Genomic DNA, 14,169 nt, shown 5'->3' with positions numbered 1-14,169 from the left:
GGTGGGACGAACGGGAACGGGTGTACCGGAGACTGGAATGGCGTCAGCCTAACCCTTCCGTGTTACGAACGCAGGTCACGAGCGCACCAGCGCCGTGCCGTCGGCGCCGAGGTAGTCCCGCCAGGACCGCTTCGGAACCCAGCCGAGCAGGCGCTGAGCCTTCGCGCTCGAGATGCCGGAGGCATCCGTTCTGGCCAGCGGGCGCAGCTCGATCCTGTCGCCGTAGTACGTGTGCAGGATCTCGGCGAAGTCGCGCCCGCCGACGTTGTCCGGCGAGGCGATGTAGAACACCTCATGGCCGGGCAACTCGGACTCCACGGCGAGCACGATCGCGTCGGCGAGGTCGTAGGCGTCGATGTAGCTCCAGAGATTCGGGCTCAGCACCGCGGCATCGCGCACCTGCGGGCCGAGGTTCTGCTCGTAGTTGTCCTCGTTCTGCACCCAGCTCGGCCGCAGCGAGATGCAGCGGATGTCGGAACGCGCGACGGCCGCGTCCATCAGCTGTTCGCCGAAGTGCTTGGTGAGCGCATAGGGGTCCTGCGGGTGGATCGGGTGCTGTTCGTCGACGGGGGCGTAGTCGGGCAGGAAGTCCCGCTCCGGGAAGAAGAAGCCGGGAACGGTCTCGCTCGAGATGTTGACGAAGCGCGGCACGCCGAAACGCACGGCGGCCTCGAGCACGTTGAAGGTCGCCATCAGGTTGGTGCGGAATACCACGTGGGCGGGGTTCGCTGTCGGGTCCGGGATCGCCGCGGTGTGCACGACGGCGTCTGCGCCGCGGATCACGGCGAAGGCCTCGCCGGCATCGGTCAGGTCGGCCATCATGTAGCGCGCCGCGCCCTCCACCGCCCGCTCGAAGACCGGGCGGGCGAGATCGACCCCCGTCACGTCGTGTCCGGCGGCGAGCAGCGCCTGCACGGCGGCCCGACCGACTTTTCCGTTGGCACCGGTGACGACGACCTTCATGAGCGCTCCTTTGCTGAACCTGCTGGACCTGCTGGACCTTCACGCTACCGTGCCGACACTGCGGCTCGGCGCGAACATGTCGCGAACCGGGCGAGCGGATGCGTGACGTCGGAGATTTTCGCGACTCGCAGCATCCGCCGCCCGGCATCACGGCGTGTCGCGAAATTCTCCGACTTTACGTCGCCGACGGCGCACGCGCTCAGACGCCGATGTCGCGCTGGCGCAGCACGAGCGCCGTCGCGGCCGCGACGAGCAGCGAGCCGCCGTAGAACGCGACGAAGGCGATCGGCGTTCCGCCGTTCGTCATCGGGTAGTTTCCGAAGGCCCAGTAGTAGGGCGAGAGCCCGTGCAACCACTCGAGGTCGGCACTCTGGTTGCCGAGGGCGTTGAATACGTAGCCGACGACCGCCACGAAGGCGCCGGCGCCGATGCCCCACACCCTGCGGCCGGTGAGGGCACCGCCGAGCATCGCGACGCTGCCGCAGAGCAACACGAGGCCCGCGAAGAGCAGGCAGGTCTGGGCCAGGTATCCGACGTCGATGCCGAGCTGGCTCGGGCCGTTGAGAAGTGCGATCAGCACGAACATCAGGGCGGTGATCAACAGGATCTTCAGCACGAGGGCCGCGAACCGTTCCACCACGACCTGCACGCGGGTGACGCCGTGGGCGAGGGTGAGCTCGAGCTGGCCGGACTCCTCGTCGCCGCCGAGCATGGCCGCGCCCCAGCCGATCGAGGCGATGCCGATCAGCAGGAACCCGATCAGGCCGAAGACCGTGGCCTGGGTGTAGCCGGCACCGGTGCTGATCTGGTCGTAGTTGAGGGTGCGGATCAGGGCCCTCGGCAGCGAGTCGATGAGCTTCTGCATCTCGGAGGTCCCGATCATGCTCGGGTAGAGCGGCAGGTAGAGGAAGATCGCCGCCGCGATGCCGATTCCCCAGCCGAGCATGGCGCGCCGGCCGTCGGCGAAGGCCTTGCCGAAGATCGGCAGGGGCGCGCGTCGGACATCCGTTGCCGTGGACGCGGTCATTTCGATTCCTTCCGTTCGGCGCGGGTCCCGCGGACCTTCCTGGTCGCCCGGGCGGCCCGATGCGACTCGGCGGATTCCCCCGGGGCGGTGTAGAGCGCGAGCACGGATTCCTCGAGGTCGGGTTCCTCGAGCACGAGGTCGGTGAGGCTGAGCGTGGATACGGCCTGGATGAAGGGCTGGATCGCACCCTCGAGGGTCGCGGTCGCCTCGGTGGCCGCCGCTCCGGTCTGGCTCGTGACGGCCGTGCAGACGAGCCCGGCCATGCCGTCGAGCCCGCCGAGGCGCTCGGCGAGGTCGGCGGGGCGGATGCCGGTGGCCGTCATCCGCAGGTGCCGCACGGCCGTCTGGCGCAGGGCCTCGACGCTCGCGACGGTGATGATGCGCCCGTCGCGCAGGATCGCGACCTCGTCGGCGGCCTGCTGGATCTCGCTGATGACATGCGAGGACAGGAATACGGTCTGGCCGGCGTCGCGGGCCTCCTTGACGAGGAGCAGGAACTCCTGCTGCATCAGCGGGTCGAGCCCGCTCGTCGGCTCGTCGAGCACAAGAAGTTCCGGCTCGTGCATGAACGCCTGCACGATGCCGAGCTTCTGCTTGTTGCCGCGGGAGAGTTTGCGCACGGGCTGACCGAGGTCGAGGTGGAAACGTTCCGCCAGTTCGTCGATGTGCCCGGTGCGGACCGGCCCGGAGATGTCGGCATAGTGCTGCAGGAGCTTCCGTCCGGTGATGCGGCCCTCGAGGATGAGTTCTCCGGGCAGGAAGCCGATCCGACGGCGCAGCTCGGGGCCGGCGTTGCGGGAGTCGGTGCCGAGCACGGTCGCATGGCCGGAACTCGGCCGGATGATGTCGAGCAGCGCGCGCATGGTCGTGGTCTTGCCGGCGCCATTGGGACCGATCACGCCGAACACGCTGCCGCGGGGGACGGTGAAGGTCACACCGTGCAGGGCCTGGGTGCTGCCGAAGTGCTTGGTGATCTCGACAGCCTCGATCGCGGCATCCGTGCGCGGGGAGGACGCGCCAGGATTCGGTCTGCTCGCTGTTTCGACGTGACTCATCGGGTGTCCTCTCGACTGGGGTGCGGGTCGGAGGAGGAGTCCATGCTCCCCGTCGGCACTGGCGCGCCGGAGCTAGCCGCCGCTCAGTTTTGCCGTAGCTCAGGGCCCAGTCCTTAGTGCAGACAGTACTCCTGCCCGGTCCCCGCAGCGAGAGACTGACTCCGTGGGAAAGACTCCGTGGGAAAATGGAGAGTGAACCCTGGAGGTTTCCCATGTCAACCGTTCCCACAGCGCTTCCCGTCCTGCCTGCATCTGTCCACCTCGCACCCGGTGTCGGTGGGCTTCCCATCGTCCGGGTCACCGGCCGCGCCGGCTCGGCCGAGGTGTACCTGCACGGCGCGCACGTTGCCTCGTGGGTTCCCGCCGGCGGTGCCCCCGTGCTCTGGATGAGCGCGGGGAGCCGCTTCACCCCGGGCACCGCCATCCGGGGCGGCATCCCGATCTGCTTCCCCTGGTTCGGTCCGAACGCAGCGGATGCGACAGCGCCGGCCCACGGGTTCGCCCGCGTGACCGAGTGGCAGCTGTCCGGTGCGGCAGAGGTCGGTGACGATGTCGTCCTGACGTTCCACCTCACGGACTCGCCGGCGACGCGCGCGTCGGCGTGGCCGCATCCGTTCGAGGCCCGCTACACGGTGACCGTCGGTGCGACGCTGCGCCTCGAGCTCACCGTGATCAACCGGGACACGATGGCCGTGACCGTCGAGGAGGCGCTGCACAGCTACTTCGCGATCGACGACATCCACCGCACGACCGTCGCGGGCCTCGAGGGCGTTCCGTTCCTCGACAAGGTCGGGGGCGCAACGCCCACACCCGGTTCTCCGGAACCCGTGTCCTTCACGGCCGAGACGGACCGGGTCTACTCCGGCACGACGGCCACGACGACGATCGACGACGGAACCCGCCGCATCGCGGTCACGAAGACCGGCTCGGACAGCACGGTCGTCTGGAACCCGTGGATCGACAAGGCCGCCGCGATGGCGGACTTCGGATCCCAGGAATGGACGGGCATGGTCTGCGTCGAGACCTGCAACGTGGGCGCGGACGCGATCACGCTCGACCCCGGTGCGAGCCACACCATGACGGCGGAGTTCACCGTCACCCCAGCCGCCTGAGAGTCACCTTTCCGGTCGAGAGTGACCGGTGTAGCGGGCACTCTCGACCGGAAAGGTAGGGGTCAGGGGGCGGTCGGGGAGACCGCGGCGTCGCGAAGCAGCCAGCCGACGGCGTCAGCGGCGCTCCACCCTTCGGGGTGCGCCGCGAGGAGCACGGCGGCGCCGTCGATGTCGTTGCCGAGCGTCAGCAGCGGCACCTCGACATAGCCGGTCTTACGGGTCTGGCCGAGGCCGACGGTCGCGGTGAGGGCGTTGCAGAGGCAGGCGCGGCCGGTGGCGTCCTCGGCTGTGCCGCCCTTGCGCACGTACATGTGCACGGGTTCGCTCGGGCAGCGGAACCCGACCGTGCCGTCCTTCTTGGTATAGGGCTCGCGCAGGTAGCTGAGGTCGCAGAGGCGCACCCGGTCGGCGTAGACCGCCGGTTCGGAGAGCGTGCCGGGCAGTTGCGCGACCTTGAACGGGAATCCGGTCGGGGAGGCCGCGGCGTCCGTGCGGATCGAGAGCTCCGTCGCGTCGAGGCGGCCGAGCACCTGGTCGCGCAGCTCGGGCGCGAGGCCGGACTCCTGGCTGAGCGCGAACAGGGTGCCGACCTGCACACCCTGCGCGCCGGCGGCGAGCGCGACGGCCAGGCGTTCCGGCTGGCCGTAGCCGCCGGCGAGCCAGAACGGCAGGCCGAGTTCGGCGATCTTGACGATGTTCGCGTCGTCGCGCGGGCCGTAGATCGGCTGGTCGTCATCGTCGAGCGTGAGCCGGCCGCGCGGGGGCGCATTGTGCCCGCCGGCCGTCGGACCCTCGATGATGAACCCGTCCGGGCGGATGTCCGCATCACGCGCCAGGTAGAACGCGAGCACGTGCGCCGAGACGATGGCGACGAAGAACGGGCGGTGCAGGGGCGGGAGGGTCTCCGGTGTCAGCCCGAGGACGTCGACGGGATCCACGCTCACGGTGTGCACGGCATCCGCTTCGGCGCCGTGCACGTCGATGTCGATCGTGCCGACCCTGCCGGCGGTGAGTTCGTCGAGGAGGTGCGGGATCTGGCGCGGGATGCCGGCGCCCATCAGCACGTAGTCGACCCCGGCGAGCATGGCGCCGAGTGCTGCCGGCGGGGTCGCCATCTGCACCTTCTCCATGTAGTTGATCCCGACGATCCCGGCATGGCCCTCCTTGGCCAGCCAGACCTCGGTGAAGTTGCCGAGCACGCTGAGCTCCTGCTGCTCGCGGGTGGGCGTCAGGGAGAGCTTGGGCACGGGAAGGTACGGCTCGCCCGCGGCTCGCCCCTCCGCCTGGAAGTACCGCTCGAGCACGGGTCCGACGAGGGCGGGAACCGGGAACGCGGCGAGCGCACGGCGGATGTGGCCGCCGACGTCGCCGTCCTGCAGCCTGCGCGTGAGCACGGAGTCGAGGGCGACGCCGGAGACGACGCCGAGCTGGCCGGTGCGGGCTACCGCGTTGGCGAGCCGCCAGGAGGACACGGCCATGCCCATGCCGCCCTGGATGACCACGGGCAGTTTTCTGTCGGACAAGAGGGCCTCCGTCGATGTGCGCCGGGGCGTCCGCCGCGAGAACGGGGGTGCCACTGCAGTCGCTGAGACCGGGGGTGATCAGTTGCAGGGCGCAGGGCAATCGTAACCCACGGCATATTCCGGAAAAGGGTTGCATCCGGACCCCGAGCCCGCGACCAAACGGGCGGATGGTGGCACACTGTTCGACGAAGAACGGAGAAGGAGGTTGACCTGCTCCCGTCTGAGTGGGCGGAAGCGCACTGACACACCGAACGAATCCCTGCTCGTGAACGAAAGGACGCTTGACATGAGTTTCATCGGATTTCTACTTCTCGGGCTGATCGCCGGAGCGATTGCCAAAGCCATCCTGCCGGGAACCCAGGGCGGCGGGTGGTTCGTGACGCTGCTCCTCGGAGTGGTGGGCGCGATCCTCGGCGGCTGGCTCGGGTCGCTCCTCTTCGGCGTCGGGATCGGCGATTTCTTCCAGCTCTCCAGCTGGCTGCTCGCCATCGCCGGATCGATCATCGTGCTGCTGATCTACGGTGCCGTCGTCAACCGGCGGCACACCGCATAACGGCGGTCTGAACCGCCCGGTGCATCAGCCCGTCACCCCGCGCCGCCCGCCTCAGAACCGGCGGCAGCGACCCTAGTGGTGCTCTGACACCTCGGTGACGTCATGCAGGTGATGCACCGGGTCGTGCACGAAATACTGTCCCATCGTCGTCACTGTGAACCGGGCGCCGTCGCTGCGCCGTCCCACGCGGCCGAGGTCGGCGACCGGCACCGCGGCGAAAGCGACGGCAGCGGCTTCCGCGGCCTCCGCCAGTTCCACGGCGACCCGGTCGGGGGCCTGCTCGCCATACCGTTCCGCCACCGCGGTCGCATCCTGGTCCCAGTTCGGGAACAGCGGGTCGTCCTCCGTGCGCATCAGAGCGAGCCGGACGGTGAAGATGCGGAACACGTCGCGGACGTGGGCCGCGTACTCCAGGGCGGACCAGGTGTGCTCGTCCGGCCGCACCGCGACATCGGCTCGCTCGAGCACGGGGCGCCAGGCCGCGGCGTTCTCCCGGATCAACCGCGGGATCTCCGCGAAGACGACGTCGGCGGCGACGAAACCGCACTCGGGGCAGGGGCGCTCGAGCACCCAGGTCCAGTCCTTGGTGTCCGGGGGAATATTCATGCCGCGAGCCTACCAATCCGCTGTGAGCTTCACTCCGAATTACTGGCAACCGCACCCCAGCGGTCTCTACCAGGAGGAACTCTCATGCGCACTTCACCGAACCGCCTCGTCGCCACCGTCTTCGGGGCCGTCTACCTGCTCGTCGGCCTGCTCGGCTTCGCCGTCACGGGCGGCGTCAGCTTCATCGCCACCCAGGGCGGGCTCCTGCTCGGCCTCTTCGCGGTCAACCCGCTGCACAACGTCGCCCACCTGCTGATCGGCGCCGCCCTGCTGATCGCCGGCCTCTCGAGCGTCGTCGCGGCCAAGTCGGTCAACACCACCATCGGTGCGGTCTACCTACTTCTCGGCATCGTCGGGTTCTTCATCGCGGGCTCTGAGCTCAACATCCTCGCGCTCAACACGCCAGACCACTTCCTGCACCTCGCGAGCGCGATCGTGCTGCTCGGGGCCGGCCTCGCCACCGACAAGGTCGTCCGGAACAACTCCGCGATCGCCTGACCCGGCCCCGCAGCACCAGCACCCCCACCCACGAACAGGAGCTTCGATGACCCCGATCAGCCGCCTCTGGCTTTCCTTTGCCGCCATCGGCGCGGGAACGATCCACCTCGCCGTGGGTGCGAGCGCCCCGGTGCTCCTCATGATCACCCTGGTCGGGTTCGGCGCCGCCGAACTCGGCTGGGGCGCTGTAACGCTGGTCCGGGGGCGGGCACTCGCCCCCGGGGCAGCGCTCTTCGGAGCCCTGATCCCCGTCCTCGTGTGGGGCGCCGTCGCGACCCTCGGCAGCGGCCTCGGCGTGCCCGCCGCCGCGACCGGTCTCCCGCTCCAGCCGATGGCGACCGCCACCCTCTTCGACCTCTTCCTGGCCGGCTCCCTCGCACTCGCCCTACGCCGCACCCGCCGCGCCACCAACCCCGCCACCTCCACCGCCACCGAGCGCGTTCACACTTCAGGAGTTCAGGCCGAATTCGGCCCGAATCACCCCGAATCACCCCGAATGGGGCGCCAACTCCTGAATTCGGCACAGTCCTCCGCGGGTGAGGCCGCGGGTGAGGCCGCGGGCGGGTGGCGCTTCCTCGCGGCGCTCACGCTCGCGGCCCTCGTCGTGTCCGGGCTCACCACTCCGGCGCTTGCCGCGACGGATGCCGGCGCGCACGCCGTCCCGCACGGCTCGCACGGTCTTCCCGCGGCCCCGACCCCCGGGACCCCGGCCGGCCACCACCACTAGCCGGCGGTCCCCGGGCGGCGGGCCCAGGCATCCGCTGGAGAAGCGGGGACTGCGGGCCCGGTCAGGAGGCGGGGAGGGCGCCCTGACTGCCCATGAAGCGCCGGACGTCCTCGTCGACGATGATGTCGCTCGGGCGCAGCGGCCGGGTGAGGTAGAGGCCGTCGAGGCCGGTCAGCCGGCTGAGCGCCACGTAGGTCTGGCCGGGGCTGAAGACCCGGGTGCCGAGGTCGACGATCGCACGTTCGTAGGTCGCGCCCTGGGACTTGTGGATCGTGACCGCCCAGGCCAGGCGCAGCGGGAACTGGGTGAATTCGGCGACGACATCCCTGCTGAGCTTCTTCGTCGCCTGGTTGTAGCTGTACTTGTACTTCTCCCACACCGCCGGCTCGACCTCGTGCGTCGTGCCGTCGATCTCGACGAAGACGGTCGAATTCACCTTCGTGACCGTGCCGATGCTGCCGTTGACCCAGCGCGGGCCGCCGTCGAGCGGGGAGTCGTTGCGCAGGAACATCACCTGGGCGCCCACCTTGAGCTCGAGCACCGCGTCCGCCGGATACGTGCGGCCGCCGAAATCCCCGGTGACCTCCGCCTTCGCGGTGAGCGCCTTGCCCGGAAGCCGCTTGAGCGCCGCCGCGTTGATCCGGTTGACCGCGTCGTTGCGGGTCGCGAGCGTGATCACGCCGTCCTTCGGCGGGGTGCGGGCGCCCGCCGCGTTGAGCGCTCCGCCGATCTCGGCGGTGACCTGTCCGTAGCGCACGGCGTTCAGCATGTGCCGGAAGTCGGCATCCCGCTGCCGGTGTACCTCGGTCAGCTCGAAGATGCGCAGCTCGGCGCCCTTCCAGACCTTCGCGTCGAAGAACCACATCGACCGGTAGGTGTCGCTGAAGTACGCCCGCTCGTCGGAATCGCCGGGCACGGGTGCGAGCTGGTACGGGTCGCCGAACAAGACGATCTGCACGCCGCCGAAGCTGTCGTTCGGGCGCTGCCTGGCCTGCCGGAGGCTGCGGTCGATCGCGTCCATCAGGTCGGCGTTGACCATCGAGACCTCGTCGATCACGACGGTGTCGATCGTGTTGAGCAGCTTCTTGACCTGGTCGTTCTGGTCGATCGCGTGGTCGGCGATGACCCCGATCGGCAGCCGGAACAGCGAATGGATCGTCTGCCCGCCCACGTTGAGCGCGGCGACCCCGGTCGGTGCCGCGATCACGATCTGCTTGCTGGTGTTCCACGACAGGTGGTTCAGGAGCGTCGACTTGCCGGTGCCCGCGCGCCCGGTGACGAAGACATTCTGGCGCGTGTTCTCGATGGCCTGGTAGACCTCGGCCTGCTCACGCGACAACGAAATCGGGGACACGGGTCGCTTTCAGTAGGAATGGTGGGAACATTCCACTGTATCCGCCCGCGCGGGTACCGATGGTGGATGCCGGGCATCCGTGGACAACGCCGCTCGCGACCCGCGCTCGCCCACGCCGTCGCCCACGCCGTCGCCCACGCCGTCACCCACCGGCCGCGTGCGGAGAATCGCGCCCGTAGAATGTGGACGTGAGCAACCGCGACCGTACGGCCCTGCGCGACCGGGGCCGAACCCTCGTCGCCGTCGTCCTGGTTGCCGTCCTGCTCGTCGCCGCGCTCGTCGCGGCGATCGGCTCGCTCAACCGCGAGGTGTACAGCGCGGGCGGGTTCGTGCGCCAGTACCTCGACGCCCTGGCCGGGCACGACACCGTGAGCGCGCTGAGCCTGCCGGGGGTGACCCCGACCGCGGCAGAGCTGACCGCTGCGGGACTGCCGACGGATCTTCCGAACACCCTGCTTCGGGCATCCGTGCTCAGCTCGATCACCGCGATCAGGCTCGTCAGCGACACTGTTACGCAGGGCAGCCCGGGCTCCGGCCCACAGGCAAGCACCGGCACCGCCGAGGTGCACACCGTGATCTACGCCTTCGACCTCGACGGGGCGCCGGAGACGATGGAATTCCGGGTGGCCAGGGCCGGGACATACGCGGCCGTCTTCGACTCGTGGCGCTTCGACACCAGCCCGCTCGCGGTGCTCGGCGTCACGGTGCTGCACGAGGCGAGCTTCTCGGTCAACGGCCTCACCCTCGACACCCGCGCGCACGCGGCTGCCGACGCCCCGGTGACGTTCTCGAACCAGGCCGCGTACCTCGCGTTCGCGCCGGCCCGGTACACGATCGCGCACGAGTCCGCCCTGCTGAGCGCGGCGCCGCAGTCGGTTCCCGTGACCCAGTCCGGGGCGACGGATGTCTCGGTCGACGCCGAACCGAACGCGTCCTTCGTCGGGCAGGTCCAGTCGGAGCTCAACACCTTCCTCGACAGCTGCGCGACGCAGACGGTGCTGCAGCCCTCGGACTGCCCGTTCGGGATCGAGATCAACGACCGGGTCAAGTCGGTGCCGGCCTGGTCGATCGCCGAATACCCCGCCGTGACGCTCGCCGCAGGGGACACCGCCTTCGACATGCCGGCGACGGCCGGCCGGGCGCACATCAAGGTCGCCGTCCAGTCGCTCTTCGACGGAGACCTCAGCACCCGGGACGAGGACGTGCCGTTCGCGGTCTCGATCCAGGTCGTCGTCGGGGCCGACGGGTCGCTCGCGATCCAGCTCCGCTGACCCGCCCCGCCCGGGCCTACGGCCGGCGGGTGTCGCGCGAGGCGAGCCGCTCGAGCTGAGCGTTGTAACGGTTGAGTTCGGCCTCGCCGGTCCGGTCGGCGTTGCGGTCCTTGCGCCGGGTCTCCTTCTCGTCACTGCGGGACCACTGGATCGCGACGGCGATCGCGAGCGCGATCGTCGGGATCTCGCCGACGCTCCAGGCGATCCCGCCGCCCAGCTGCTGATCGGCGATCGCGCTGACCCCCCAGGTGCGGCCCATCGCGCCGTACCAGTCGGCGAGGAGCAGGCCCGTCCCGGTCATCAGGGCGACCCCGAAGAAAGCGTGGAACGCCATCGTGCCGAGCAGCAGCAGCAGCCGGAAGGCGTACGGCAGCCGATACGGCACCGGGTCGATGCCGATCAGGGACTGCACGAACAGGTACCCGGTGATCAGGAAGTGCACGACCATCCACTCGTGGCCGATGTGGTCGGTCGTCGCCCAGCTGAACAGGTTCGAGTAGTAGAACACCCAGAGCGACCCGGCCCAGAGCACCGCGGCGACGAGCGGGTTCGTCAGAACGCCGGCGTAGCGGGAGTGCACCGCGAGGAGGATCCATTCGCGGGCGCCGCGGCTCTCGTCGGTGCGCTTGTGGATCGCCCGGGCCGCGAGGGTGATCGGGGCGCCGGGCACGAGGAAGACCGGTACGAGCATGGTGAGTGCCATGTGCATCAGCATGTGCGAGGAGAACAGGTACTTCGCGTACAGGTTGGCGCCGCCGTTGGTGATGTAGAAGAGGATGAGCATGCCGACCACCCAGGACACCGTCCGGTAAATCGGCCAGGAGTCGCCGCGCTTGTGGAGGCGGTAGACGCCCGCGATGTAGAAGAAGATCCCGAAGGCGCAGAACAGCACCCAGGCGAGGTCGAAGTTCCACTCGGTGAAGTAGCGGGCGAAGGTGAGTTCCGGAGGCAGCAGCTCTCCGGTGAGGATCTGCGCGGGGGTCGAGGTGGGCACCTGGGTCGCCACGATCTGGGCGACCGGGGTGGCGGTGCGGGCGAGCGCCGCGGCGACCCCCGAGGCGAGTCCCATGAACGCGAGTTCGGCGACCACGAGCCACCAGAACCAGGCGCTCGCGCTGCGGCCGGCGGCGCCCGGTCCGGCGAGCGTGGCCCTGCGCATCCGCTCGACGAGGAACCGCCGCTGCAGCACGCCGAAGCCGCCGAGCGTGATGAGGGCGACGACCTTGACGAGCACGAGGATGCCGTACGGCGTCAGAAGCCGGTCGATGCTGCCGATGCGCAGCTCGGCGCTGACGTAACCGGAGGCCGCGACGACGACGAAGCTCACGATGGCGAGCGTCGAATACCGGCCGATGACGGCGTTGATGCGCGTGCCGTCGAGCTGCCTGCGGAGCACGATGACCGTCAGGAGCCCGCCGAGCCAGATCGCCGCGAACACGAGGTGCAGCCCGAGGGCCGTGATCGCGACATCGTGGCCCTGGCTGCCCGCCGCGTGGCCCTGGAGAGCCATCGGTACGAGTGCGCCGACCGCGAGCGCCGTGACGAACACGAGCCCGGTCTGGCTGCGCACCGCGAAGCACAGCACGGTGACGCCCGCGGCGATGAGTGTGGTCGCGAGCCAGGCCTGGCCGAGTTCGATCTGGCTGAAGAACTGGCCGGCGGTCGCGCTGAAGCGATCGTCGAAGGCGAGCGGGACATCCGTCACCTGCAGGAAGGTCAGGAACCCGGTGAGTGCGGCGGCGGCCGTGAAGAGAGCCGCGGCCCCGGCAGCGAAGTCGAGCGAGGCTCCGTACGCGCTCTCACGGGGGCTCAGCGCGAAGCACGCGAGCACAAGGGCGCCGATCGTGCCCGCGGCGCCGAGGTTGACCAGGAGCTTGGCGACCGGGAGTCCCCAGCGCACGAGCGGCCCCGGGTCGGCGAGCAGTTGCGCAGCGGCGCCGCCGCCGTAGGCGAGGGCCAGCAGTGTCGAGAGCACGGCCACCAGGAGGAGGGCTGCAGGACCGGAGATCCGCACGAGACGAGGCACGGCTCCAGCTTAACCGGCCAGCAGGGTGGGTGAGCCGTGAGCGGATGCCGCGGAGCAGACACAGAGGAGGGCGCCGGCCGAAGCCGACGCCCTCCTCGGGATGAAGCTGGTGGAACGGGTGCCGATGTTACTTGGCGGCGGCCTTCAGCTTGCTGCCGGCGGTCAGCTTGACGCGGTGGCCGGCTGCGATGGCGATTTCCTCGCCCGTCTGCGGGTTACGGCCGGTGCGCGCCGCGGTGGCGGTGCGCTCGACGCCGAGCCAGCCCGGGATGGTGACCTTGCCGTCGTTGGCGACGGTTTCGGCGAGTGCGGCAAAGAACGCGTTGAGCACGCTGTCGACGGCAACCTGGCTCTGGCCAGAGTCTGCGGCAACCTTGGCAACGAGCTCGGTCTTGTTCAGCGACTTGTCAGCCATTGAGTGTCCTCCTCGGACCTTCGTCTGTAAAAAAACAGGTATGCGGGTAATGCGGGCGACGCCAGAAGACGCCTCCGTTGGTCGGTTGGACCGGGTTGAATCTAACAGAGTTCCGCGAACTTCCGCGTATTTCCGGCGTTTTTCGGCATCTTGGGGTGCTTTTTACCCGTCTGGGAGCACCATTTCCGCTGTGCGCGGAATCCGGACGGAATCCGGGGTCTCGTGCCGAGACATCCGCCCGGGTACGCAGAAGGGGATGTCGACCGAAGTCGACATCCCCTCATTCGCGGAACCGGAGTTCAGCGGAGCGATTCAGCGGGTGTTACCAGCTGGACTTGGTGATGCCGGGCAGCTCGCCGCGGTGCGCCATGTCGCGGAAACGCACGCGCGAGATGCCGAACTTGGAGAGGTGGCCACGGGGGCGACCGTCGACGGCGTCGCGGTTGCGCACGCGCACCGGCGAAGCGTTGCGGGGAAGCTTCTGGAGGCCGAGGCGGGCTGCCTCGCGCGACTCGTCCGTACCGGACTCGTCGACGAGGGCCTTCTTCAGTTCCAGGCGCTTGACGGCGTAACGGGCAACAACGATCTTGCGCTGTTCGTTACGGGCGATCTTGCTCTTCTTGGCCATGTGTTAGCGCTCCTCTCGGAAGTCAACGTGCTTGCGCACTACGGGGTCGTACTTCTTGAGTACGAGACGGTCGGGGTCGTTACGACGGTTCTTGCGGGTCACATACGTGTAACCGGTGCCGGCCGTCGAACGGAGCTTGATGATCGGGCGAACGTCATGCTGCTTGGCCATTAGATTTTCTCCCCACGGGCGAGCAGGTCCTTGACGACCGACTCAATGCCACGAGCGTCGATAACCTTGATGCCCTTGACCGAGAGGGTCAGGGTGACGTTACGGCGCAGCGAAGGCACGTAGTACTTTTTGGTCTGTACGTTCGGGTCGAAACGACGCTTGGTGCGTCGGTGCGAGTGCGAGACGTTGTGTCCAAAGCCGGGAACGGCTCCGGTCACCTGGCAGGTTGCTGCCATGGTT

The 14,169-nt window shown here is 69.0% G+C and carries 16 protein-coding genes; 5 read left to right on the top strand and 11 right to left on the bottom strand.

Translation table 11 applies throughout. From position 1 onward, the window contains the following. Window positions 1-75: 75 nt before the first annotated feature. The 3 genes from E3O44_RS11295 to E3O44_RS11285 all read right to left on the bottom strand — a co-directional run bounded on the left by E3O44_RS11295 (window position 76) and on the right by E3O44_RS11285 (window position 3,045). Window positions 76-963: an NAD-dependent epimerase/dehydratase family protein gene (locus E3O44_RS11295; protein WP_134534799.1), complete on the bottom strand. Its 888-nt coding sequence runs from the start codon at window positions 961-963 to the stop codon at window positions 76-78. 199 nt (window positions 964-1,162) lie between these two features. Continuing rightward, on the bottom strand, window positions 1,163-1,990 hold the full coding sequence (locus E3O44_RS11290) for an ABC transporter permease subunit (protein WP_134534798.1): 828 nt from the start codon (window positions 1,988-1,990) through the stop codon (window positions 1,163-1,165). After that, on the bottom strand, window positions 1,987-3,045 hold the full coding sequence (locus tag E3O44_RS11285; RefSeq protein ID WP_134534797.1) for an ABC transporter ATP-binding protein: 1,059 nt from the start codon (window positions 3,043-3,045) through the stop codon (window positions 1,987-1,989). The genes E3O44_RS11290 and E3O44_RS11285 overlap by 4 nt, the downstream gene beginning before the upstream one ends. A gap of 212 nt (window positions 3,046-3,257) precedes the next feature. Here E3O44_RS11285 and E3O44_RS11280 point away from each other — a divergent pair, with 212 nt between their 5' ends. Further along, on the top strand, window positions 3,258-4,157 hold the full coding sequence (locus tag E3O44_RS11280; RefSeq protein ID WP_166792619.1) for a D-hexose-6-phosphate mutarotase: 900 nt from the start codon (window positions 3,258-3,260) through the stop codon (window positions 4,155-4,157). A gap of 62 nt (window positions 4,158-4,219) precedes the next feature. Here the strand turns inward: E3O44_RS11280 and E3O44_RS11275 are convergent, their stop codons facing one another. Next, window positions 4,220-5,680, bottom strand: coding sequence for a nitronate monooxygenase (locus E3O44_RS11275; protein WP_241976261.1), 1,461 nt, complete (start codon window positions 5,678-5,680; stop codon window positions 4,220-4,222). A gap of 286 nt (window positions 5,681-5,966) precedes the next feature. Here E3O44_RS11275 and E3O44_RS11270 point away from each other — a divergent pair, with 286 nt between their 5' ends. Next, window positions 5,967-6,233 (top strand): GlsB/YeaQ/YmgE family stress response membrane protein, encoded by a 267-nt coding sequence (locus E3O44_RS11270; RefSeq protein ID WP_134448476.1) that lies wholly within the window; start codon window positions 5,967-5,969, stop codon window positions 6,231-6,233. A gap of 72 nt (window positions 6,234-6,305) precedes the next feature. Here the strand turns inward: E3O44_RS11270 and E3O44_RS11265 are convergent, their stop codons facing one another. Then, entirely contained in the window at window positions 6,306-6,839 is a 534-nt protein-coding gene (locus E3O44_RS11265) for a DinB family protein (protein WP_134534795.1), read from the bottom strand. A gap of 84 nt (window positions 6,840-6,923) precedes the next feature. Here E3O44_RS11265 and E3O44_RS11260 point away from each other — a divergent pair, with 84 nt between their 5' ends. Next, window positions 6,924-7,337, top strand: coding sequence for a DUF4383 domain-containing protein (locus E3O44_RS11260; RefSeq protein ID WP_134534794.1), 414 nt, complete (start codon window positions 6,924-6,926; stop codon window positions 7,335-7,337). A gap of 46 nt (window positions 7,338-7,383) precedes the next feature. After that, window positions 7,384-8,064 (top strand): hypothetical protein, encoded by a 681-nt coding sequence (locus tag E3O44_RS11255; protein ID WP_134534793.1) that lies wholly within the window; start codon window positions 7,384-7,386, stop codon window positions 8,062-8,064. Window positions 8,065-8,125: 61 nt separating this feature from the next. On the opposite strand, the gene E3O44_RS11250 is transcribed toward E3O44_RS11255, so the two are convergent. Beyond that, on the bottom strand, window positions 8,126-9,418 hold the full coding sequence (locus tag E3O44_RS11250) for an ATP-dependent DNA helicase (RefSeq protein ID WP_134534792.1): 1,293 nt from the start codon (window positions 9,416-9,418) through the stop codon (window positions 8,126-8,128). A gap of 188 nt (window positions 9,419-9,606) precedes the next feature. Here E3O44_RS11250 and E3O44_RS11245 point away from each other — a divergent pair, with 188 nt between their 5' ends. After that, the gene (locus tag E3O44_RS11245; RefSeq protein WP_134534791.1) at window positions 9,607-10,689 is read left to right on the top strand and encodes a hypothetical protein; all 1,083 of its coding nucleotides are present in this window, start codon (window positions 9,607-9,609) and stop codon (window positions 10,687-10,689) included. A 16-nt stretch (window positions 10,690-10,705) separates the two neighbouring features. On the opposite strand, the gene E3O44_RS11240 is transcribed toward E3O44_RS11245, so the two are convergent. From E3O44_RS11240 to rpmB, 5 genes are all read right to left on the bottom strand, one after another. After that, window positions 10,706-12,715: a bifunctional copper resistance protein CopD/cytochrome c oxidase assembly protein gene (locus E3O44_RS11240; protein ID WP_174775068.1), complete on the bottom strand. Its 2,010-nt coding sequence runs from the start codon at window positions 12,713-12,715 to the stop codon at window positions 10,706-10,708. Between the two features lie 127 nt (window positions 12,716-12,842). Next, entirely contained in the window at window positions 12,843-13,130 is a 288-nt protein-coding gene (locus E3O44_RS11235; protein WP_134534790.1) for an HU family DNA-binding protein, read from the bottom strand. Window positions 13,131-13,452: 322 nt separating this feature from the next. Next, window positions 13,453-13,758, bottom strand: coding sequence for a 30S ribosomal protein S14 (rpsN, locus tag E3O44_RS11230; RefSeq protein ID WP_134448490.1), 306 nt, complete (start codon window positions 13,756-13,758; stop codon window positions 13,453-13,455). 3 nt (window positions 13,759-13,761) lie between these two features. After that, window positions 13,762-13,929 carry a 50S ribosomal protein L33 gene (rpmG, locus tag E3O44_RS11225; RefSeq protein WP_092322741.1) on the bottom strand — a complete coding sequence of 56 codons (168 nt, stop codon included), beginning with the start codon at window positions 13,927-13,929 and terminating at the stop codon, window positions 13,762-13,764. Continuing rightward, window positions 13,929-14,165 (bottom strand): 50S ribosomal protein L28, encoded by a 237-nt coding sequence (gene rpmB / locus E3O44_RS11220; RefSeq protein ID WP_134448494.1) that lies wholly within the window; start codon window positions 14,163-14,165, stop codon window positions 13,929-13,931. The genes rpmG and rpmB overlap by 1 nt, the downstream gene beginning before the upstream one ends. Window positions 14,166-14,169 lie beyond the last annotated feature (4 nt).

The sequence above is a fragment of the Cryobacterium algoricola genome, assembly GCF_004402485.1.
In the GTDB taxonomy this organism is placed as follows: domain Bacteria; phylum Actinomycetota; class Actinomycetes; order Actinomycetales; family Microbacteriaceae; genus Cryobacterium; species Cryobacterium algoricola.
The sequence above is the reverse complement of the archived record's forward strand: the minus strand, read 5'-3'. Positions and strand labels throughout refer to the sequence as shown.